Genomic DNA, 21,272 nt, shown 5'->3' with positions numbered 1-21,272 from the left:
CGCCGGTGCCGGCCGCCGGGCCGGCCGCGGTCAGCCGAACGCGCCGTGCTGGGTGACGTCGGGACTGGGCTGGCCGGCGGGAGTCTCGCCGCCGGACGCCGGGGCGCCCTTGCCCGGGGTGTCGCCGGCGGTGGCGGTGGCGGTGCCGGCGGGCTTGGCGGCCGTGCCCTGCTTCTCCTGCTCGGCCTTCGGGGCCCGCTCCTCGCCGGGGGCCGGCCCGGCGACGGCCGGCTGGGTCCGTACGCCCTTGGCGATGCCCTCGCCGCCCCGCGTCTTGGCCTCGCCCGCCTTCGCCGGTCCGAACGGGTCGGGCCCCTGCGCGGCCGTGGAGGTGTCCCAGGTGTGCCGTACGACCGGCCCCCGCGACTGGCCGCCGCCCCCGCCGCGCCTGCCGAACGCGCCGCCGAGGCCGTTGGCGAGCTGGCCGAGCGCCATGAAGCCGTAGGCGACCTCGGGGCCGGACGACGACTGCGCGGTGGCGGAGTTCTTCACCGGCGGCGCCTCGTGGTGTTCCTCGCCGCCCTTGTCCTCGGGGGGTGCGGCGGCCGCGTTCTCCAGGTCGGCGGCGGCCAGTTCGAAGGCCGGCAGGGAGTCGTCGACGGACCGCTTGAGGCGGTGCCACTCCCCCGCGAAGGCCTCACCGGCCGGGCCGTGCCAGTTGGCTGCGGCGGCGCTGCCGACGTGCCGGTCCAGATCGCGGACGAGTCCGTCGAGGTGCTTGCCCATCTCCCGCCAGCCGGCCGCCGCTTCGTGCAGGGCTTCGGGGTTGCGCCGCTCGCTCACTTGACGCTCCGCATCATCTCGACCAGCTCTTCCTCGGCCGCCTGCGTGTTCGCGACGGTCTCCTTGATCCCCCCGCCGACCTCGGCGAGCCGCTGCTGCAGCTGGACGAGCGCCTGCTCGGCCTGCTCGTACAGCTCGCGGAACGGCCGGGCCTCCTCATCACTGCCGAAACCGTCCCGAAGGGCCCCGGCATCGGCCCGCCGTCTGAATGCGGCCAGCTGCCGGCCCAGTTCTTGCGCACGTATCTCGAAGGTCGCACCGAGCGTGTGCAACTCCTCTGTACTGAGCCGGACTTCGTCGGACATCATTTCTCCCCGAATTGAATGACAGCTGCCTGCCAACATCGCCTCAGGTCTAGCACACCCGCAATAGGACCGAAGCCCTCACGGGAGCGGGCGGGCGGCGAACTGCGGAATGCATACGGAGCAATATGCGGCAATACCGACAACCGCAGCCTTGACGACCTGTTCACACCCGTCATTAGACTTCAGGACGCCGGTGCAGCACATGCGGTTGCTGTGCCATCACGTTCAAGGGGGCAGAGATGAGCAACGAGCGGCAGATCCAGGACGAGGATCTGATGGACGTCGCCCAGGATCCGGAGCAGGCGCACCGGCTGCGGAAGGCACTGAAGGTCCTGGCGGAGAACCCCCATGTCGGCGGCAAGCTCCAGGAGATGGCCAAGGAGGTGCTCGCCGGCCGTATCGGCATGAAGGACGCGATCCAGACGCCGGGGTACATGGACGCGCTGGGCGACCGGATGCACGAGATCCGGCGGGCCGCGGAGAACCAGACCATGGCGGAGCGCGAGGAGTCGCGCGAGAAGTTCGCCGCCTGGCAGAAGGAGCAGGACGCCAAGGAGGACGCGGAGCGCGCCGAGCGCGACGGCCCGGCGAACACCATCGTGAGCACTCCGCGGCGCGGCGGCCGGGGCGGCGGGCACCGGGGCTGACCCGGTCACCACGCGGGCGGTGCGCGGTGCCGGCCCGGGGTGCGGCGAGGGTCCGTTCCTTTCGGCCGCCGAAATCAGTTCAAAGAGTCCATAGAGGCGATAGGGAAGGAAGCAGATCGGCCGCCGGATTCATCGGGCAGATCTGCTTCCTTTCGGCACAGGGCATTCCCGTTTTCTCCACACCGCATCCCAGGGACAACTCACTTAACGCGCGTCTCGCGAGTCACTTGGCACAGTCGTCCGGCAAGGTCCCGGCCTGCGTGTTCCAGTTCCGGCACAGCCACCCCCGCACCGTGCCGTGCGCGCGTTCCGGATCATAGGATCGGGCCGGTACAGGCAGGAATCCACAAAGGTGGAGGCGGGATTGATGGGGGACGAGGAAGCCATGAGCGCCTCAGACGAAGGAAACGCCGTAACGGCCGGATATGCACCTCATCCATACGTCGGCGGCCGCACCGCGGCGCTCCGCGCGCTCGCGGCCTGGCGGATGCGGTGGCCCGGTGCCCCGCGCGTCATCGTGCTCACCGGAAACCCGGGCAGCGGGCGCTCGCGCCTGGTCAAGGGCTTCCTGATGATGTGCGACCCCGGCTACCGCAAGCAGCTGCCGCTGGACGACCTGGACCCGGCGACCGTGCCCCCGGACCTCCCGGCGCCCGCCGTGCCGAACCCCTCGGGGCGCACCGCGGCTCAGCTGCTGTGGCTCCTCGCCGATCATTTCGGGCTGAGCGCGGACCGCAGCGACGACATCTTCCCCGAACTCGCCGCTCGTGAAGAGCCGGTGACGATTGTGGTGCCGGATGTCGACCGGGCCGGCCCGGTACGTGCCGCGAACGAGCCGGCTCGTCTCGTACGGGACGTGCTCAAGCCGCTCGCCGCCACCGAAACGGTGCAGCTGCTCGCCGATGTGCCGCGCGAACTGACCGCGGAGCTGGCCGGGGCGCTGCCGCCCGGCCAGCTGCAGCTCATCGATCTCGATGCGCCCGAGTGGGCCGACCCCAAGGGTCTGGTGCTGCACGCCGCGACCGCGCTCGACCCCGACGCCGGAGCCCCGGAACTCCCCTTCACCACCGACCCGGCCGTGCGCCAGTCGCTCGCCGAGGCCCTCGCCGGGCGCGCGGACGGCAATCGGCTGACCGTCCAGCTCGCCGTGCAGTCGCTGCTCATGCAGCCCGAGGGCTTCGATCCTGCGGACGGGTCCCTGCTGCCCGGCAGCGTCGGTGAGGCCCTCGATCTGCATGCGCGCCGGCTGGGCGCGGATCCGCAGACCCTGCGGCTGCTGCTGGCACCGCTCGCGTTCGCCGAGGGCGAGGGGCTGCCCGTCCAGCTGTGGGGTGCGCTGGCGGATGCCGTGGCCGGACGGGACATGAGTCAGGACCTCGCCGACGGCATGCTGCTGGCCGCGCCGTTCATCCAGCCGGTCGAGCAGGCCGAGGACGCGGACGACGACGCGGCCGGGGGCGGGGCCGGGGCCGACGGCGGCCGTACGCTGCTGCGCCTGCAGCACCCGGGGATCGCCGAGGAGATCCGCGCCGGGCTGCCGGACGTCCGCGACGCCCAGACCAGGATCGCCATGACGCTGCTGGAAGCGGTACCGCAGCAGAACTGGTCCAAGGCCGATCCGTACCTCCGCGACCACCTCGCCGCACACACCCTCGACGCCGGTCTGCTCCCCCAACTCCTCACCGACCCCGGCCTGTTCGCCCACGCCGACCCGGTGACGATGCGGGCCGCCATCGAGGCCGTACCGCTCGAACAGCTGGGTGCCCCGGCCCGTACGTACCTGCGCACCGCTCCGCTGCTGACCCGCTCCCAGGCTCCGGCCGGCATGCGGGCGGCGTTGCTGGAATCCGCATTCGTCGAGGACGGGCTGGCACCGTACGCGGAGGCGCTGCACACCCTCGACTTCACCCTGCCGTGGCGCACATTGTGGAGCGTGCCGCTGGCCGGCGTCCGCGCCGTGACCACCGGTTCTCTGGCCCAGGTGGACGGGGACGGCGCGCCCGCGGAGACCACCCCGGGCGCGGACGGCGCCGGGGAAGGAGCCGTGCCGCCATCCGGCACGGCCGCTCCCCGTCCCGTTGCCGCCTTCGTCGTCCCCGAGGGCACCCCCGGCTCCCGTACGGTGCCCGGCCCGGACGGCGATACTTCCGCGGGCGGCGGCTCGGCGCTGCTCCTCCATGATCTGCTGCGGCCCGGATATGTCGACGCCGACCCGGCGCAGGTGCGGCTGCCCTCCGAGGAGGCGAAGGCGGCGGCGCCCTTCGGGCTCAGCCGGGGCGCCGACTATCTGCGGGTCTGGGCCCGCGCGGGCCAGGAGGTGGTGGCCGCGCTGCTCTCGGACACCCCGTTCACCGGCGCCGATCTCTCGCCCGAAGGGGTGCTTGTCGTCGCCACGGAACGCGGGGTGACCGCCCGGCAGATTCTCGCCGCGGCTCCCCCGGTCACACCCACCGTGCCGGCCCAGCGCACCGGCGCCGCCGACTCCGATGCTTCCGACGGCCTCGAAGGAGACCACTCGTGATCAACCAGGCGCAGGCACACGCCACCGCCGCCCGCTGGCTCAACCCCGAGGGGCACCAGGGTCCCCCGCGTGAGGTGGCCATGCAGGAGTTCGACCTCGGCTGGGTGGTGTGGGCCGTACCGCCGCCCCCGGAGGTCGACCCGGAGACAGGGCGGCGGCGCCCGCCCGCCGAGGTCGGCGCCGCCTGCGGGGTCGTCGACCGGGCGTCCGGCGAGCTGACGGTGTGGCCGTCCGTGCCGGTCGACGAGGTCGTACGGATGTATCAGCAGAAGCACGGTGCCGGGGCCGGCGCGGCTCCGGCGGCACCCGCCGCGCCGCCGGTCACCGGCCCCGGCAACACCGCCGTCGCGACCTACCCCGACCCGTCGACCGGCGAGGAGACCAGCCTCGCCCGTGTCTCGGCGCCCGGCCGGCCGCCCGCCGAGTACCAGCTCTACGAGGAGCTGCAGCGGCTGGGCGTGCACCCCACGGCCGTCCGCGCGCTCCACACCGATCTGCGGTCGGCGCAGCTGCCCGGCGGCTACCCCGGCGACTTCATTCTCCGCACCTTCCCGAACGCCACGTTCTCCTGCACCGAGGGCTATGGCATGCGGCCCGAGGAGCGCGCCGAAGGCATCGCCGGACTGCTGCGGCACGTCGAGATGATGCACCAGCTGGCGGGCCAGCAGGCCCCGCCGCGACCGCATCGGCTGCCGGTGCCGCAGCGGGTCGAGGCCGCACCGCAGATGCGGGACGTGGCACTCGGCAAGCACCTGGTGGAGGTCTTCGGGCCGCAGGGCGTCACCCGCCCGGACGCCGATGATCTCGCCACCGGCCAGCTGCCCGAGGCCACGAAGAACACCCTGATCTGGGCCGGTCTGCCGGCTCAGGTGCCGTTCTTCTTCACCGCCGACCGGCCGGACTCCCCGCCCGCCGGCGGGCTGTTCCCGGACGTGGCGACCTACCTGCGGGAAACCGGCACCCAGGCCCAGGAGCAGACCCTGGCCACCCTCGCCGGCTACGTCCGGTTCGGCACCGACGGCCTCTACACGCTCGCCGTCCAGTGCACCGCAGCGGAGGAGAACCAGAACCTGGTCGGCACCGTCTGGGCGGTCCAGCCGTCGTCGGGCGGCGGCCGGTTCGTCAACCGCACCCTGTCCGCATACCTCCGCTCGCTCGCCCTGCTGGTCACCACGCGCTCGCAGATGCAGGGCATGGACCCGTACGCGGCGGGGTCGGCGGTCGCCACCTTCCAGGAGCAGATCGCGGCGATCGACTCCTGGGCCCTGGACGACGACAGCAACTGGTGGTCGCTGGTCATCGAGCAGATGTGGCACGGGTTGTTCTGAGGGACCGGGGGCTTCGGGGGCTTCGGCCCCCGTCTCTCCTTCCCCGGCCGTCAGGGCAACAGCAGCCAGTCCGAGGCGAGCGCGGCCGCCAGACCGATGCCCAGCAACCAGGTGCCGAGCCGGGTGCGCCCGTTACGGCTGAGTTCGATCACCACACCGCAGAGCACCAGCGCGGCTCCGTACACCCCGACCACCAGCACCGACGTACGCGACGCCAGGCGCACCACGAGCACTCCCGCCATCGCGGCCATCAGCACCGAGGCCAGGACGATGCGTATTCGCCGGGCCTGACGAGGTGTCAGTCCCACGCGATTTTCGGGGAGGGGCTCTTCATTGCCGGGTGCGTCCATGAGCGGGAATGCTACGGGACGAGTGATCGCCGGATCGCCCCGATCCCCGACTCGGGGCTCAACTCGCTCCGGGCTCCGGCCGATTAGGGCGGTCACGCCTCCCGGTAGAGGATTCCGGCCTGCCGAAGCCGGAACACTCAACGCCGGGCACCGAGCGCCGAACGCCGAGAACCGAGCACCGAGAACCGAGAACTCGCCGCCCTCACCCACCACCCACCACCCACCACCCACCACCCGGCGCTCCACATGATTGACCATCGACGCACCAATATTTAACCTTCCCTTTCAGTACGTCGTCGTGGCACTCACCTCCGCGCCACCCACAACATTCGCCAATGCCTCAGGCGGGTCAATTCACCAGAATCCCAACGGCGTTGACACCTGAGGATGCCCACGCTCCCTCCACAAACCGCGCCTTGACATGCCTGCATTCAGATCGCCTAATGTGGAATCGTTCAGGATGCAACAAGCATCAGCGCGGGACATACCGCAAAACGGGGGCAATGGTGGCAGGCAAGGCATTTGATGTCGACCCGGCTGTGCTGCGCACGCAGGGCAACGCGTTCGTGCACATCGGCAGCGACTTCTCCAAGGCGTCGAAGAAGCTTCAGGACGATCTTGAAGGCCTTGGCAGCCCCTGGGAGAACTGCGACTTCGGCGATATCTTCGAAACGATCTACACGCCCATCAGGGACGGCATGTTCGAGTCGATGGACTCCCTGGGCGAACGCCTCGAAGGAATCGGCGACAAGCTCCAGAACATGGCCGGCTCGTACACCGAATCCGACCAGCAGGGCATTCACACCATCAGCGCGGTCGGCCGCCCGGCCGTCTGACGCCCGACCCGCCGCGGACGAGCCCGGGCCGGCCCTTTGAGCCCCGCCCCGCGCCCCGCACGCTGATGCGCGCCATCAGCCTCTCCTTCTCCACCACCATTCCACTCCGCAATCGGCTACCACCGCACGGGGGACGATCACTGTGTCATTGATGCTGCCAAGCGAGGTAGCTTGGGTCCTCGACCTCCTCGGCTACAACTGGCCGGACGCCGACGAGGACAAGCTCCACGAATGCGCGCAGGCCTGGCGCAACTTCGCCGAGTCGGTCAATCAAGCGTCCTCCCAGGGCTCTTCGGCAGCCAATGAAGTTGTCTCCGCCAACTCCGGCGAGGCGATCGAGGGCTTTTCCCACGAATGGGGATCCTTCTCCGGCGGCGGAGACAGCGGGGACAACTACCTCCGCGATGCCGCCGCGACCGCTGAAGTCATCGCCCTTGCCTTCGACGCGGCCGCCATCGCCGTTCTCGCCGGCAAAATCGCGGTCATTACTCAGCTGGTGATCCTGGCCGCCGAGATCATTGCGGCACAGGCCGCCGCGCCCTTCACACTCGGCCTGTCCGAAATCGGTGCCGCAGGTGCCACACAGGCGACGCGTGTGATGGTCCGCCAGATCCTCGACAAGATCAAACGCGAGGTCATGGAAGCGGCCACCAAGGCCATGGAGCACGCCACCATGGACGCCATCAAAAAGATGGCGAAGAAGGCCGTGTCCAAGGAAGCCCGCAAGATTGCGGCCGACTATGTGAAGAAGACGGTCAAGGAGACCGTCAAGGACAAGGTGGTCGATCAGGCGAAGGAAATCGCCCGGGACAAGATCATCGAAGAGGGCAAGGCCAAGGCCCAGGAAGCCGCCACGGGGATGGCCCAGAACGTCGCGCAGCAGGGCATCGAGAGTCACTTCGGCGCCCGCGACGGAATCGACTGGGGCGAAACCGCCGACATCGGCAAGGACAAGGCCGGCGAATACGTCGACGGCATCAAGGAAGGCGCTCAGGAGTACAAGGACGGCGTCGCCAGCCTCGCCGACCCCGGCACCTATATCGACCACGCCAAGGAAGACCTCACCAACCGAGGCCTGGACGCCGCCCAGCGCCGCGCCGACCGCCATACCGGCGGCGCGGCCACCCGCAACCAGGAAGTAACGGACGAGGTCCGCTCGGTCTTCGGCTGATCCGGCCTCCCCGGCACCCCACGGTCACACCAAAAAGGGCCCACAGCCTCCTCGGCTGTGGGCCCCATCCGATTGCCTTGAACTGCGGCTGCGCGGTGGCGGGCTACTACATCAGGCGCATGGTGCCAGCGTGTTGTCGACAGCGGGACCCCGGTGAACTGCTGCGGTCCGGCTCCTGGTCACGCCCCGAAAATCGAAACCTGGGAGGGCGAAGAGATCTCACTGCCCCGGAGGCTGCGTGGGAGGTGCCGGCGGGTAAGCACCAGGGCTCCCCGGCTGCTGGTAGGAGCCGAACTGATGCTGAGGCGGAACTCCAGCACCGTAACCCGGGCCGCCGAAACCGGGACCGCCAGGAGGCGGACCGTTGCGGCGCTTCTTGGCCACGACCACACCGATGACAATTCCCAGAACGACCACCACGCCGAGAGCGATACCGGCAACCGCGAGGGGGGTCAGGCCGCTGCTCTTCTCTTCACTCGCGCTCTCCTGAGCTCCGCTCCCTGGAGCATCCGCACCCGCGCCGGCCGAAGGCTCAGAATCCTTCGGCATGGTGAGCGGCCCGTTCTTCGACCCGGCCGGGATGTTCTCCGAGAGGGCCCGGTACGGGCGAATCACGCCATAGCCATACTTGGGGTCGGGGGACGAGATACCCGTCTTGCCATCGGGAGTGATCGCCGTCTTCGTGAGTCGATTGGCGACCTGCCCCGCGGTGAGGTCCGGGTACTTCGAGCGAACGAGGGCTGCGGCGGCGGATACGTAGGCCGTTGCGTCGGAGGTTCCTGAGGCTTGCCGATACTTCAGGGAAGTGCCGGCGGAATAGATCTTCTCGCCAGGAGCGATCAAGCGGATGTGGGGGCCGTAGTTCGACTTGTCAAGGACCTTGCCGTCCTCGGCGACTGCGCCTACTGCAAGCACACCGGGGGCTGCAGCTGGATACGAAAGCTTACTGGTGCCTTCGTTGCCGGAACCAGCAACCAGCAGCACGTCCTTCTTTACTGCATAGCTGATAGCGCTCTTTTCCTTATCGGTCAGCGCATAAGGCCCCGCAAAGGACATGTTGATGACCTTTGCGCCGTGATCAACCGCATATCGAAGGGCGCCGTCGATATTGTTCGCGTCGCCACCGATCGATTCATTCCTCTTGATCGGAAGGATCTTCGCATCCGGCGCCAGACCCATGATGCCGTCAGCATGGCGGGGGCCGTGACCATGTCCCGCGATCAAGGCGGCCATTGCGGTGCCGTGGTCATCGCCAGATTCGTGATCTGCGGTACCACCCCCGTCGGCAAAGCTCTTCCCTGGGAGCACATTGCCCTTGAGGTCGACGTGGCCTCCGTTGACGCCGGAGTCAATGACCGCCACGGTCACGTTTTTACCGGTCGACTCTTTCCACACCTTCTGCGGATTGAACGCGTCAAGCGCCCATTGCCCGTCCCGAATGTAGTCCGCCGAAGCGGTCGGCGCGGCGGTGAAGAGCAGCGCTCCTGCCGCTGCCACGCCACCCACCGCACGCAGCGTCCGCGTGAAGCTCATGCTGCAACACCTCTCCTCAACAGGTTGCGGCCCGCAGCCTGAAGACTGCGGGCCCACCTCGTTTCCGCCGCTGTCACACCCGAAGGCTAGCTACTCAATCACCTTCGGAGCCACATTGCGCTCGGGCGTCCAGGTCTCTTCGTCCTCGACCAGGTAGTCCGGGCGCTCGCCGTTCTGCCCCTTGTCGTCCTTGCCCTTGGCGCCGTGCATGCCGTGCGCCCCGGGCATCCCTGCCGGACGCCGGCTACCGGAAGCTCCATCACCCGACTGGGCGCCGCCACGGCTGCGGTGCAGCCCCGAGCCGCCCTGGGAGCCACCGGCTCCCTTACCTCCGGGACCACCTCCGACGAGGCCACCCTTCTGGCGGGCGAGACCACCGCCGCGGCCCGCTGCCCCGGCACCCTTGGCGCCGCCCTTGGCACCCGCCGCACCGACACCGCCCATACCGGGCATGCCCGGACGGCCGGTCCCACGGCCGGCTGTCCCGGCGCCGGCGTTCGCACCACCAGTGCGACCACCAATAGCCCCGCCGGCACGTCCACCGGGCGTGCCGCGGCCGGCCATGCCGCCCGGCATGCCGGGCACGCCCCCCGGGCCGCCACTGGTGCCGCCGGGACCGCCACCACCGCTCAGGCCACCGGTGCTGGGGCCGGTACCCGGGCCACCACCGATACCGACGCTGGGGGCAGTGGTCCCTTGGGACGGAGTGAAGCTGTCAAGCCCCGTACCCACGCTCGGCGGTGTGAAGGAACCCTTGCCCGGCATCGTGTTGCCGATGCCGCCGTCGATCCCCGGCGTCTTCAGGCCGTCGCTCGAGAACCCCGGCCCCTTCCCAAGGGGCTTCGTCGAACCCCTGCGCATTCCCTTGGGCTTGGTGACGCTCCCCGGGAGAGGGTAATGAACCGGCGGGATTCCCGGGTTGTCCGGCGGCGGAATGCTGTTCGGGTCGTCAACGTTGGGGGCCGTCGGCTTCCCGATGGCTACCGCATTGGTCCTGTAAGCAGCGCCCAGATATTCCATGGTCGCCGCAGCCTTCAGCTGCGTCTCCTTCTGCGCTGACAGGTCGTCTTCGTTGTCCTCGACAACCTGAGTCGCGCTCTTGCCGCCGGCAAGCTGGTCGTCAGCTTTCTCGTCCTGGCGATCGATGTTGTCGGTCGCCCAGTCCCAGGCCCGGTCGCCCCATTCAGGCATCTCCATGCCGTCGAGGTGCTTCTTGTACTCGCTCAGAGCCTCATGTGCGCGGCCCATGCCGTCGCTTACGTTCTTGGCGTACAGAGCACCGTTCCCGATGCTCTCGCTGATCTTCTTGGCGCGTTCGCGAAACGCCTCCGCGGCCTTGCCCTCCCAGTGCTGCAAGACCTCCTCGATGGCCTTGTCGAAGTACGCGCGGATGCCACCGCCGCTGTCGACCACGAGCGACTTGTGCACCTGGTCCCAGGCGTGGGAAACGCCGGCGACCGTCTCCGGCTTCGCGTCGGCCACCATGGCCTTCAGCGTCGTGAAGTCGATCTTGTGGAACTTCGTGGTGTTCTCGATGGCGTAGCACTTGTCCTGTGGTGCGTACTTACTGTCCGCGTAACTACCCACGCCCCTGCCCCCTCATCCTCTGCGAGCTCATTGCCATCGTTCAGGAGTACTTGTTGTTCGACGAAGAGTGACCGTTCTTCATCGCATTGCTCGTGCTCTGCTCCTGGTCCTGATAGGCACCATGAGTCCTCGAACTCTTCTTCTGGAGGTCATCGATCAAGCTCTCAAGCTTGTTCAGCACGTGCTGCTCGATGAAACCCTTCATCTCACCATGCGTCTGCCGGAGTTCGCGCTCTTCCTCGAAGCCCTTGCCCAGCGCGCCTTCCGGCAGATGCGTCCCGCTCTTGGCCTTGCCCGAGGCGCTCTGCATGTCCTTGAGCACGTTGTTGAGCTTCTTGACGACCTCATCAAGCCTGTCGAGATCAACGCGATAGGAATCGTTAGCCATAGGTGGCCTCCCCGTGTTTGCTATGCGTTCTTCCGACGCCAGTCGCGGAGCGCGATGGCGGAGCCGACGACCGCGGCAACGGCAAGAAGTCCGCCGCCGACAATGTAGATGGAGATGCGGGCGCGCCGTTCCTCGGTGGATTCGCCGATGGTGACGGCTGCCGGCAGGATATTGGAGCCGTCAGCCGCGTTGGAGGGCTTGTCCGGCTGAGGTTTGGCGGTGGGCCTGATGTCGTCGTTGAGGGCGGCCACCGGGTCGACGACTCCCCAGCCGATGTTCTGGTCCGCCTTCGGGCGTACGCGCTCCGCGGTCTGCTCCAGGTGCCAGATGACCTGCTGCGGGGTCCACTTCGGGGTCTCGTTCCGGTGCTTCGCGATCAGGAGGGCCGCGGCGCCCGCGGCGTAGGGTGCGGCGAAGCTGGTGCCCTGGTCGACGCAGTTGCCGCCGTCAGGGACGGTGGAGACCATGTTCACGCCGGGCGCGGCGATGTCGACCCAGTCTCCCGGCTGGGAGAAGGGGGCGCGCTCATTGTTGCGGTCGGAAGCGGCAACGGACAGGACATTGTCGAACTCCTGGAACGCGGCAGGATACATGTTCTTTTCCTTGCCGCTCGCGCCGTCGTTTCCGGCCGACGCAACGATGAGAATGCCTGCGGTGGCCGCTTTCCGGATCGCCGCCTTGAGGGGGCCCAGCCTTTCCTCGGGGGCGTCCGTGCCCTGGGAGATGTTGATGATGTCGACATCCAGCCGGACCGCGTAATCGATGGCGGCGGTGAGGCTCTCGGAGGTTCCCGCCTTCTCCTCGCTGGTCTGCTGCAGCGGAATGACCTTCGCCTCGGGGGCGATTCCGTAGAAACCCGAACTGGGCTTCGGGTGGGCGGCGATGATGCCCGCCACCTTGGTGCCGTGGCCGACCCGATCGTCGGTCGGCTTGCCGGCGCCGGGGACGAACTTCTTGCCTCCGGCCCCGATATTGGGCTTGATCTGCGAGTTGCCCTCGTCGATCCCGGTGTCGATGACGGCGACCCGGACGCCCTTACCCCTGGTGTCGGCCCACATCTGGTTGGTCAGGAGGCGCTGCAGCGACCAGGGGGTCTCTGTGATGTCGTTGGTGCCGAACTTGCACTCACCGCTGTTGAGCGGCACGTTCGGGTCCGCGACCGCTGGTGCGGCGGTGGCGCTCGACAAGCCGACGATGCACGCCGCCGTGACCAGTGCACCCGCCGCTCGGCGACGGTGCCCGGTTCGGTGACCAATGGCGCGAGATCCCACGGGCTTTCTGCTCTCCATGTGTGGCGTATTGGGCAGGAACGAAGGGTGAGAGGAGTGAGGCGGAGCGGTGAAGGAGTGGTGGACGGCAGAAGGGCGAGCGCACTGATGCAGCGCGCTCGCCCTCATGGACCACTGTGCGAGCAGCCGAGCTGCTCAGGTCTGGCCGTTTCCGGCTTCGACCGACCGGAGGTCAGCCTGCCCAGATGCCGGAGTTCTTGTGCTCAGTGGCCTGGTAGTTCTGAGCGGCCTGGTCCAGCGCCTTGGCGATGGCCTCAAGCGTCGAGTGCAGGGAAGCGGCACGCTGGTCCCACTCGCGCTGGCGGGCCTGGTAGCCCTCCTGCGCCGCACCTTCCCAGCTCGCGGCGATCTTCTTGACGCCGGCCTCGAGGTCGTCGAGCTGCTGACGGATGTTGTTGGCCGTTCCGCGCACGTCGGAGCTGGCCTGCGAGATCGTCGCGAAATTAACGAGGATCTGGCCTGACATGGTGTCTCCTCAGGAGTTGATGATGCCTGGTCGATTCACACGCCACAGCGGGCCGGCGGTATGACGCCGGGCCCGGGCTGCGGCGGCTGGGCCGTTGCGCCGCGGTCAGCGGCGCGGCCGCATCATCCGAACGGGGAAGCCGAGGCGGAGATGTGCGAAATCGACTGCGCCTGCTCCTCTTCGGAGGCGGAGTAGTTCTTCGTGGTCGAGTCGATCGCTTCCTTGATCTCACCCAGAAGCTGGTTGAGACGGGTGGCGTCCTCGTTCACCTTGGACTGGAGCTGGTTGTACGAGGAGGCCGCAGCACCCTTCCAACCAGACGTGATGGTGTCGACGACCGTGTTCAGGCGCGAGATCTCGCCCTGGATCGACTGGTTGACCGAGGAGATCTTGCCGCTGAACGCGACCATCTCCTCCTCGGTGGTTGTGTACTGCTGACCAGCCATAGTCAACGTCCCCCATGAGACTCGTACGTCGTACCGCACCGGGCAGCTACAGGCGCTCGCGCGGCAGGCATCTCCTACTGACGCCTTTGGCTACTTTAACCACTCGATATGGCTGTCCCCAACAGGGGGAGCGCTGTTGTGACGGGATCACAACAATGTCAACTACCCGTCAGTGAAACGTTGTTCACAAGAAACGGACAGATGTGCCGCTATCGGTCATTCGCCAACGGGGCCGGACCGGTGAAGATCACACCAAGAAGTCCGCCGCTGTGTCGGAGAAAAAACGGCGGCGGGGGAATCCGGGGTACACCGAAGGCCGCGCCGAATGCCCGTTTTCCGGGACTCGGCGCGGCCTTCGCTCATATCAGGACGACTGCGGCTTCTTGGCGCTCTGAAGGTCCAGCGCCGGGCCGGCCGAGAGGAGTTCGGACCAGGTCTTCAGGATCAGCGGCGGATGCGTGCTCTCGTACCCGAGGTGGATCTTCGCCTTGTCCTGTTCGTCGTCGGCCTTGCCGGACTTGCCGTCGCTGTCGTTGTTCTTCGGCAGCGGATAACGCAGCCCGGTGTCGGTGATCAGGAACTGACTGCCGGTCTTCGCCTGGGGATTGCGCACCTCGGTGTAGAGGAGGCCACTGCCGGGGGTGACGTACGAGTTGGCTCCTGTGGCGATCTTGACCGGGTAGTCATCGCCGACCCAGGTCTGCATGTCCGGCACGCCGTTCGGGTACTTGAGCTGCTTCTCCATACCGCCCGGGAGCTTGTTGTTCTTGCCGTTGTAGACGCTGCAGGACACACCGTTTCGCGTAGGACTGGTCAGTCCGCCGGTCTGGGAGCCGTGCTCGAAGTCGTTGGCCACCGAGAGGCTCTCGCGCGGCCACGGGGAGGGGAAGCCGTCGAAGATCTCGCCCATGAAGTTCGTCGGGTTCTTCTCCGCGTCCAGCTTCGGGTCGACGGCATTGACGGCGATGGGCTCGGGCTTGATCGGCGTACCGTCGCCGTTCACCTTGTCGGCGTTCGCCCCCTCCTCCAGGAGGTTCGCGACGAAGCCCGACACCTGCTCGACGCCGTCCTGCTCCACGACGTACTTCTGGCCGTGGCTGTCCTGGAGGATCGAGCCGATTTTCTTGGCCCGCTCGGGGACCTTCGGATTGCTGGTCTCTCCGCCCGCCCCGGCGACCACGGGCATGGTGATCCCGAGCTCCGGCGGGAGGACGATGAGGGTGTCCATGAACTGCTGCGACACCTGCTGGGGCTTGGCGTCGGCGAAGATGATGCGGCGCAGCCGGCTGTTGACCGCTTCGCTCCTGCCGCTGAACTCGAAGGCCTTGCCCTCGCTGTCGACCAGCCACCTCTTCTTCTGCGGGTCCTCGACGTACAGCGCCTGTCGGGGGGCAACCCTGCGCTTGCCCTCGACGGCCTGCTTGTCCTTGCCGCCCAGGACGAACACGGCCTGCTGGGGCTTGCTGTTGAGGCCGCTGCCCGGGCGGTTGCACACCGCCCAGGTCTTCGGCTTGTCGGCGTCCTCCACGCCGGGCAGCCGGTCGGGGGCGTAGGGAATTCCGATGGCCGGTCCGTGCGGGATCTTTCCGTCCAGCTCGGATTCCTTGACCTTGACGACCTTGAAATTCGGGTCGATAAGAAGTCGGGCGGAGGCGAGGTTAAGGATGGGATGCAGCAGTTTCTGACCGTCCTTGCCCTTCAGGACGATATAGCGCGTGGTGGATACGTCCCCGACGAGGACATTCTTCCCGATCTCGTCCCAGCCTTGCGGGGCAACAGGCTTGAGAATGCCGCAGGCGCCGAATCCCACGAGCATCACGACCCCCATCACGATGCTCGGCACCACCGCCTTCAGGGGCCTGGGGGCACTCTCGATCGAACCGTTCGGCAGCGGCTTCAGAAATGCCGCATTCGTGCGCTTTCGAGCGAACGAATACGCATTCAGCTCGTCCCGACGTGATGCCATTGTTGCTTTCTCTCCCCGCCTGTCGGATCCACATCGACCGCCCCCGGCACTCACGCCGTAGCGCCCTCTACTATGCCGTGTGTCGATCGACCCGTACGGTACGGGTGCCACCTTCCAACGCACCAGTCTCAGCGGCGACCGATACGCCTAGAGGCCACACCACCAGTAGAGGAGCAGGCCGGGGGATGTCCAGCGCCACCAGGGCTCGACGCCGCAACGGGCGGCAACAGCAGCAACAGCCTTCCGCTGCACCGCAATACGCGGGAAATGCTGGCCAAAACGGCACAGCTCCGGGCAACAGAGAAAATGGCGGACGGAGTTCCGCGGCCCGCCCGGCAGGTCCGGTGGCACCGCGGCTGCGCCAACAGGCCGGAACCATCGGCGGGGTCCGCGTTCAGCAGCTGGCCATCATCGAACTCGCCGCGGCCCTGGTACTGGTGGGCTGGTCGATCCACCCGGCCGCCCTGACCGCGGCCATCGTGATCGCGGCAATTCTGGTCATTTTCGCGCTCGGCCGTCGGCGGCGGATTCCGCTGCCGGAATGGATCACCACCGTGCGCGCGATGAAGCGCCGCGGCAAGAACAGCGCCTCCGCCCTCGCGGCCACGCAGGGCGTCGACCCGGCGATCGCCCCCGTGGTGGAGTGCGAACCGGCGCTGCGGACCTATGAGTTCACGACCGAAACGGATCAGCGCGCCATCGGGTTCGTCGGTGACGGCACGTTCCTGACCGCCATCGTCCAGGTGGACGCCCGTGACGAGCCGCTGCGGCCGCAGCGCGGCAGCCACATGCTGCCGCTCGAGGTGCTGCACACCGCGCTCGACATCGAGGACATCCACCTGGAGTCGGTGCAGTTCGTCCAGTACACCCAGCCCGCGCCGGCCCCGCACCTGCCCGAACAGGCCGTCGCGGCCCGCTCGTACGCGCCGCTGCAGGCCCAGTCGCAGACCCCTGGCCTGCAGCTGACCTGGATCGCGCTCAAGCTCGACCCCGAGCTGTGCGCGGAGGCGATCGAGGCCCGCGGCGGCGGGGTGGAGGGCGCCGAGCGCTCGCTGCTGCGCGCCGCCGACCAGCTCGTCAGCCGGCTGACCGCGCACGGTGTGCGCGCCAGGGTGCTCGCCGAGCGCGAGGTCGTGGCCGCGATCGGTACCGCGGTGTGCGTCAGTCCGCGGGCCGCCAACGGTGCGATGGGGCGCGACGGCCGGGCGGCCCGGCGCACCCAGGAGACGACCCGGGCGATGCGCTGCGACGACCGGTGGCACACCACGTACTGGATCGGCCGCTGGCCCCAACTGGGCCAGGGCGGTGCGCCGCTGGCTGCCGTCACCCAGCTGCTGACCAGCACCAGGGCGATGGCCAGCACCTTCGCGCTGACCGCCACCCACGGCAGCGGCCGCGCCCCCGCGATCTCCGGTTACGTCCGTCTTTCCACCCGCAGCGAGAACGAACTCTCCGCCGCACAGAGCGAGTTGGAGCGCCGCTCCGGTTCCGTGAAGGTCGGCCTCGTCCGGCTCGACCGGGAACAGCTGCCCGGCCTGCTGGCCACGCTTCCCCTCGGAGGTACCCGCTGATGGCCTCTCCCACCTATCAGCCCCGCGTCAACACCAGCGGCAACGGCTGGCGTAATCCCCCGCTCGGCGACGGCGGCGGCCGCCGGCTCTCCCACCAGCCACGCCCGGACGAGGACCAGTCGGGGCCGAGCGGTCCGAAGCCGAGGCCCGGTTACGGTCTGCGCGGTCCGCGGCGCAGCCCGCATGTGCTGACGGCCGAGTCGCTCGCCGCACTGACCCTGCCGGTCGGCGACGACGGCGTGGTCATCGGCATCGACCCGCAGAACCAGCCCGCCGTGCTGAGCCTGCTGCGGCCCGCGCCGATGGAGGTCGCGCTGGTCGGCAGCATGTGGATGGCGCAGGTGCTGGCGCTGCGTACGGTCGCCATCGGCGCCCGGGTCGCGGTCGAGACGGCGCGTCCGCAGGCCTGGGGCCAGATGGCGCAGGCCGCGGGCGGCGGACAGCAGTGTGTATCGATCCACGAAGTACGGCAGATCGCACCCCAGGGACCGTCGGTTTCCAGCCCGGTGCTGGTCGTCCGGGACATGGGTGCGCGGCCGCCACGCAATCAGCTCGCCCCGAGTCCCTGGCAGTCGGTGCTGACCGTGCTGCCGTTCCTCGGGCCGCGGTCGCCGCAGCTGCTCAGCCGCGCCGATGTGGTCGGTCTGCAGCGGCTTTCGCCCGAAGAGGCGGACGTTGTGACGCGAATCATGCGACTGCCGGAGCAGGTCGGTGCGGTGCTGCCGACGCTCAGCGACAACGCCATGCTGTGGTGCTCTCGCGAGGGCCACCAGTTCGTCATGACGCAGCCCACGGAGGCGGAGACCAACCTCCTCGGCGGGCCGCGCCGCATGGACTGACCGTCATTGCGGGCCGGTCGCCCGCGGAGCGCTGTGCGCAGCGCGTACGCAACCGGCCGCGGGGCACGACTTACGGGCGCATCCACGGGTGCGCCCGTAAGCGTGCCGAAGGGTATGAAGACGACATGACATCGACTGCCGTTATGGGCCGACTCTTGATTAGGCTGTGTGGGAGAGCCGCAGGAGCACAGCACGACGGCAGTCGATACGGGGATGGAGACAGTTAGTGTTGGCGCAACCCCGGGTGGTGTGTCCCGACTTCCGCTACATCCGATCGATCCGCCTGTATCCGGTCCTGCCGTTCAGGTGCGTTGCAGTACACCAGGAGGCACAGTGAACGAGCAGGAGGCTTTCCGTCCGGACGGAAACGATCCTGACGACGACCAGTCCGAGTTCGACCTGACCGGTGAGTTCAAGATCGATTTCGCCGCACCGGCCTGGTACGCGAGCAACGACACCAGTGGTGGCGGCACCAGCGCCACCGCCTCGTCTGCGGCTCCTCCTGCGTCTTCGCCCGCCACTCCGACCGCCGGGGCCCAGCCGCCCGTCGGGCCGCCTCTGGGCCAGCCGCTCCCCGGGCCCGCGGAGGCCGCACCGCCGGGATTCCCGACGCTGCGCCCCCAGGAAACGGGCAATGACGCCCCGGCCGCCGCCACTCCCCCGGCCACGCCGGAGGTTCCCGCGGAGGCCGCGCCGGCCACGAACGAGGGCGCCGGCACCGGAAATCAGCGCACGGGCACGGGCGTCGATCCGTCGGCCTCCCTCTGGGGCGACGACGGTGACACGGAGCCGGAGGCGGCGAGCGTGCCCGAGCCCGAGGTCACGGCCACCGCCGCGACACCGGAGCCGGAGGCCTCGCCCTCGCCCACCCCCGTCGAGGACCGTGCACCTGCCCCTGAGGCCGCGGTTCCCGCGCAGCCCGCCCCCGAGGCCGCCGAGCAGGACGCACAGCCCGCACCGGCCCAGCAGCAGCCACAACAGGGCATGCCGCAGCAGGGGGTGCCCGGACAGGGCGTGCCCGGACAAGGTGGGCCGCAGCAGCAGGGGGTTCCCCCGCAGACGGCTCCGCAGCAGGGCATTCCCCAGCAGGCGACTCCTCAGCAGGCCCCCCAGCAGGGAGTTCCGCAGCAGGGAGTTCCGCAGCAGGGTGCTCCTCAGCAGGGTGCTCCTTGGGGCGCCGCGGCGGACGGTCAGCAGCAGGGTGTGCCCGGACAGGGCGCGCTGCCGCCGCTGCCGCCGGAGTACCAGCCCGCGGACCCTCGGACGGCACAGCCGCAGGCCCAGGCGCAGCAGCAGCCCCACGCAGCTCAGCAGCCGCAGCAGGGCCAGCAGCAGACACCGGCCCAGCAGCCGCAACCGCAGGCGCAGCCTCAACCGCAGGCGCAACCGCAGGCGCAGGCCGGGTACCCCCAGGGGCAGCCCGCACCGCAGGCCGGCTACCCGCAACAGCAGCAGGGCGCGCCCGCGCAGCAGCAACAGCCCGCGTACGGCTATCCGCAGCCCGCATACGGCTACCCCCAGCAGGCCCAGCCGCAGCCGCAGGCACAGCAGCAGCCTCACGCGGCCGCGCAGCAGCCGGCTTACGGCTATCCGCAAACCGGTGCGCAGGGCTATCCGCAGACTGGTGCGCAGGGCCATCCGCAGCAGGGCCAGGCACAGTCCGGTTACGCCCAGCAGCAGGCCGCCCAGCAGGCGCAGCAGGCTCACGCGGCGCAGGCTCAGGCCGCGCAGGCCCAAGCCCAAGCGGCGCAGGCCCAGCAAGCACAACAGGCCCAGCAGGCCCAGCAGGCCCAGGCGCAGCAAGCACAACAGGCCCAGCAGGCTCAGCAAGCACAACAGGCTCAGCAGGCCCAGGCGCAGCAGGCTCAGTACCAGCCGCTGCCCGGTCAGCAGACCGGCGACGCGAACGCCGCGGCCAACTACGCGTCGTACTCGCAGCCGGGCCAGCAGCAGCCGCAGCAGCGGGCCGCTCCTGGCGCACCGCTCGGCTACAGCGCTGCCGTCGAGCTGACCTCCGACCGGCTGCTGCGCAACCAGCCCAAGAAGCGCAAGCCGGGCGCCAACGCCCAGCCGTCCAAGTTCAAGCTGGGCGCGAAGAAGGAAGAGGCGGAGCGGCAGCGCAAGCTGGAGCTGATCCGTACGCCGGTGATGTCCTGTTACCGGATCGCGGTGATCAGCCTCAAGGGCGGTGTCGGCAAGACCACCACGACCACCGCGCTGGGCTCCACGCTCGCGTCCGAGCGGCAGGACAAGATCCTGGCGATCGACGCCAACCCGGACGCCGGCACGCTCGGCCGACGGGTGCGCCGCGAGACCGGTGCGACCATCCGTGACCTGGTGCAGGCTATTCCGCATCTGCACAGCTACATGGACATCCGCCGGTTCACCTCGCAGGCCCCCTCGGGCCTGGAGATCCTCGCCAACGACGTGGACCCCGCGGTCTCCACGACGTTCAACGACGAGGACTACCGGCGGGCGATCGACATCCTCGGCAAGCAGTACCCGGTCATCCTCACCGACTCGGGTACGGGTCTGCTCTACAGCGCGATGCGGGGAGTCCTCGATCTCGCCGACCAGTTGATCATCATCTCCACCCCGTCCGTGGACGGTGCGAGCAGCGCGAGTACCACCCTGGACTGGCTGTCCGCGCACGGCTACGCCGACCTGGTGCAGCGCGGCATCACGGTCATCTCGGGTGTCCGTGAGACCGGAAAGATGATCAAGATCGATGACATCGTGTCGCACTTCGAGACCCGTTGCCGCGGTGTTGTGGTCGTCCCCTTCGACGAGCATCTCGCCGCCGGTGCCGAGGTCGACCTCGACATGATGCGGCCCAAGACCCGCGAGGCGTACTTCAACCTCTCCGCCCTGGTGGCCGAGGACTTCGCGCGGGCGCAGCAGGCGCAGGGGATGTACCCGCAGCAGCAGATGGGCGGCGATCCGTACGCCCAGCAGCAGATGGGCCAGGACCCGTACGCCCAGCAGCAGTACCCCCAGCAGGGCCAGCCCCAGCAGCAGCCGCAACAGGGGCAGCCGCCGGCCGGCTACCCGCCGCAGCAGGGTGGCTGGACCCAGCAGCCGCAGCAGGGTCAGCCGCCGGCTCACTGGCAGCAGCAACAGCCCGCTCCGGACGCACCGCAGCCGGAAGGGCCCGGTCTGGCACCGGGGTGGCAGCAGCAGCCGCCTCCGCAGTGAGGCAGGCGTAGCGTGATACGGGGCGGGGCCCGGCACTCACAAGTGCCGGGC

At 68.9% G+C, this 21,272-nt stretch carries 18 protein-coding genes; 8 read left to right on the top strand and 10 right to left on the bottom strand.

The window, feature by feature from the left end; genetic code table 11:
* Nucleotides 1-30: 30 nt before the first annotated feature.
* Nucleotides 31-783 carry a WXG100 family type VII secretion target gene (locus AB0C46_RS38845; RefSeq protein ID WP_362833835.1) on the bottom strand — a complete coding sequence of 251 codons (753 nt, stop codon included), beginning with the start codon at nt 781-783 and terminating at the stop codon, nt 31-33.
* Nucleotides 780-1,091 (bottom strand): hypothetical protein, encoded by a 312-nt coding sequence (locus tag AB0C46_RS38840; RefSeq protein WP_362833834.1) that lies wholly within the window; start codon nt 1,089-1,091, stop codon nt 780-782. The genes AB0C46_RS38845 and AB0C46_RS38840 overlap by 4 nt, the downstream gene beginning before the upstream one ends.
* Before the next feature lie 236 nt (nt 1,092-1,327).
* Between AB0C46_RS38840 and AB0C46_RS38835 the strand changes: the two genes are divergently transcribed.
* The 3 genes from AB0C46_RS38835 (at nt 1,328) to AB0C46_RS38825 (ending at nt 5,584) form a co-directional block, all read left to right on the top strand.
* On the top strand, nt 1,328-1,735 hold the full coding sequence (locus AB0C46_RS38835; protein ID WP_362833833.1) for a hypothetical protein: 408 nt from the start codon (nt 1,328-1,330) through the stop codon (nt 1,733-1,735).
* 385 nt (nt 1,736-2,120) lie between these two features.
* On the top strand, nt 2,121-4,256 hold the full coding sequence (locus tag AB0C46_RS38830; protein WP_362833832.1) for an ATP-binding protein: 2,136 nt from the start codon (nt 2,121-2,123) through the stop codon (nt 4,254-4,256).
* Complete coding sequence (locus AB0C46_RS38825; RefSeq protein ID WP_362833831.1) at nt 4,253-5,584, top strand: SUKH-4 family immunity protein; 1,332 nt, start codon at nt 4,253-4,255, stop codon at nt 5,582-5,584. The genes AB0C46_RS38830 and AB0C46_RS38825 overlap by 4 nt, the downstream gene beginning before the upstream one ends.
* A 50-nt stretch (nt 5,585-5,634) precedes the next feature.
* On the opposite strand, the gene AB0C46_RS38820 is transcribed toward AB0C46_RS38825, so the two are convergent.
* On the bottom strand, nt 5,635-5,934 hold the full coding sequence (locus AB0C46_RS38820; RefSeq protein WP_362833830.1) for a hypothetical protein: 300 nt from the start codon (nt 5,932-5,934) through the stop codon (nt 5,635-5,637).
* Nucleotides 5,935-6,437: 503 nt separating this feature from the next.
* On the opposite strand from AB0C46_RS38820, the gene AB0C46_RS38815 reads away from it, so the two are divergent.
* Nucleotides 6,438-6,770 (top strand): hypothetical protein, encoded by a 333-nt coding sequence (locus AB0C46_RS38815; RefSeq protein ID WP_362833829.1) that lies wholly within the window; start codon nt 6,438-6,440, stop codon nt 6,768-6,770.
* A gap of 151 nt (nt 6,771-6,921) precedes the next feature.
* The gene (locus AB0C46_RS38810) at nt 6,922-7,941 is read left to right on the top strand and encodes a PE-PGRS family protein (RefSeq protein ID WP_362833848.1); all 1,020 of its coding nucleotides are present in this window, start codon (nt 6,922-6,924) and stop codon (nt 7,939-7,941) included.
* Between the two features lie 219 nt (nt 7,942-8,160).
* On the opposite strand, the gene AB0C46_RS38805 is transcribed toward AB0C46_RS38810, so the two are convergent.
* From AB0C46_RS38805 to AB0C46_RS38775, 7 genes are all read right to left on the bottom strand, one after another.
* Nucleotides 8,161-9,474: a S8 family serine peptidase gene (locus AB0C46_RS38805; protein WP_362833828.1), complete on the bottom strand. Its 1,314-nt coding sequence runs from the start codon at nt 9,472-9,474 to the stop codon at nt 8,161-8,163.
* Between the two features lie 90 nt (nt 9,475-9,564).
* Entirely contained in the window at nt 9,565-11,061 is a 1,497-nt protein-coding gene (locus AB0C46_RS38800; protein WP_362833827.1) for a hypothetical protein, read from the bottom strand.
* Between the two features lie 40 nt (nt 11,062-11,101).
* Nucleotides 11,102-11,449, bottom strand: a complete 348-nt coding sequence (locus tag AB0C46_RS38795; RefSeq protein ID WP_362833826.1) for a hypothetical protein — start codon at nt 11,447-11,449, stop codon at nt 11,102-11,104.
* Between the two features lie 20 nt (nt 11,450-11,469).
* Entirely contained in the window at nt 11,470-12,636 is a 1,167-nt protein-coding gene (gene mycP / locus AB0C46_RS38790) for a type VII secretion-associated serine protease mycosin (RefSeq protein ID WP_362833825.1), read from the bottom strand.
* 274 nt (nt 12,637-12,910) lie between these two features.
* Nucleotides 12,911-13,204: a WXG100 family type VII secretion target gene (locus AB0C46_RS38785; protein ID WP_006602760.1), complete on the bottom strand. Its 294-nt coding sequence runs from the start codon at nt 13,202-13,204 to the stop codon at nt 12,911-12,913.
* 122 nt (nt 13,205-13,326) lie between these two features.
* Complete coding sequence (locus AB0C46_RS38780) at nt 13,327-13,650, bottom strand: WXG100 family type VII secretion target (protein WP_350254413.1); 324 nt, start codon at nt 13,648-13,650, stop codon at nt 13,327-13,329.
* Nucleotides 13,651-14,014: 364 nt separating this feature from the next.
* A complete protein-coding gene (locus AB0C46_RS38775) occupies nt 14,015-15,616 on the bottom strand; it encodes a type VII secretion protein EccB (RefSeq protein ID WP_362833824.1) in 1,602 nt (533 codons plus the stop codon).
* Between the two features lie 344 nt (nt 15,617-15,960).
* On the opposite strand from AB0C46_RS38775, the gene eccE reads away from it, so the two are divergent.
* The 3 genes from eccE (at nt 15,961) to AB0C46_RS38760 (ending at nt 21,221) form a co-directional block, all read left to right on the top strand.
* A complete protein-coding gene (eccE, locus tag AB0C46_RS38770; RefSeq protein ID WP_362833823.1) occupies nt 15,961-17,187 on the top strand; it encodes a type VII secretion protein EccE in 1,227 nt (408 codons plus the stop codon).
* A complete protein-coding gene (locus AB0C46_RS38765) occupies nt 17,187-18,026 on the top strand; it encodes a hypothetical protein (RefSeq protein WP_362833822.1) in 840 nt (279 codons plus the stop codon). The genes eccE and AB0C46_RS38765 overlap by 1 nt, the downstream gene beginning before the upstream one ends.
* Nucleotides 18,027-18,359: 333 nt before the next feature.
* Complete coding sequence (locus AB0C46_RS38760) at nt 18,360-21,221, top strand: SCO5717 family growth-regulating ATPase (RefSeq protein WP_362833821.1); 2,862 nt, start codon at nt 18,360-18,362, stop codon at nt 21,219-21,221.
* The last annotated feature ends 51 nt before the right edge of the window (nt 21,222-21,272 follow it).

The organism is Streptomyces sp. NPDC048637, assembly GCF_040650675.1.
In the GTDB taxonomy this organism is placed as follows: domain Bacteria; phylum Actinomycetota; class Actinomycetes; order Streptomycetales; family Streptomycetaceae; genus Streptomyces.
This window is presented reverse-complemented; position numbering and strand designations above follow the sequence as displayed.

Coding starts and splice junctions, on each gene's coding strand:
- AB0C46_RS38815 (WP_362833829.1), top strand. CDS start 6,438: ATGGTGGCAGGCAAGGCATTTGATGTCGACCCGGCTGTGCTGCGCACG.
- AB0C46_RS38785 (WP_006602760.1), bottom strand. CDS start 13,204: ATGTCAGGCCAGATCCTCGTTAATTTCGCGACGATCTCGCAGGCCAGC.
- AB0C46_RS38810 (WP_362833848.1), top strand. CDS start 6,922: ATGCTGCCAAGCGAGGTAGCTTGGGTCCTCGACCTCCTCGGCTACAAC.
- AB0C46_RS38840 (WP_362833834.1), bottom strand. CDS start 1,091: ATGATGTCCGACGAAGTCCGGCTCAGTACAGAGGAGTTGCACACGCTC.
- AB0C46_RS38805 (WP_362833828.1), bottom strand. CDS start 9,474: ATGAGCTTCACGCGGACGCTGCGTGCGGTGGGTGGCGTGGCAGCGGCA.
- AB0C46_RS38835 (WP_362833833.1), top strand. CDS start 1,328: ATGAGCAACGAGCGGCAGATCCAGGACGAGGATCTGATGGACGTCGCC.
- AB0C46_RS38830 (WP_362833832.1), top strand. CDS start 2,121: ATGAGCGCCTCAGACGAAGGAAACGCCGTAACGGCCGGATATGCACCT.
- AB0C46_RS38765 (WP_362833822.1), top strand. CDS start 17,187: ATGGCCTCTCCCACCTATCAGCCCCGCGTCAACACCAGCGGCAACGGC.
- AB0C46_RS38775 (WP_362833824.1), bottom strand. CDS start 15,616: ATGGCATCACGTCGGGACGAGCTGAATGCGTATTCGTTCGCTCGAAAG.
- AB0C46_RS38820 (WP_362833830.1), bottom strand. CDS start 5,934: ATGGACGCACCCGGCAATGAAGAGCCCCTCCCCGAAAATCGCGTGGGA.
- AB0C46_RS38795 (WP_362833826.1), bottom strand. CDS start 11,449: ATGGCTAACGATTCCTATCGCGTTGATCTCGACAGGCTTGATGAGGTC.
- AB0C46_RS38780 (WP_350254413.1), bottom strand. CDS start 13,650: ATGGCTGGTCAGCAGTACACAACCACCGAGGAGGAGATGGTCGCGTTC.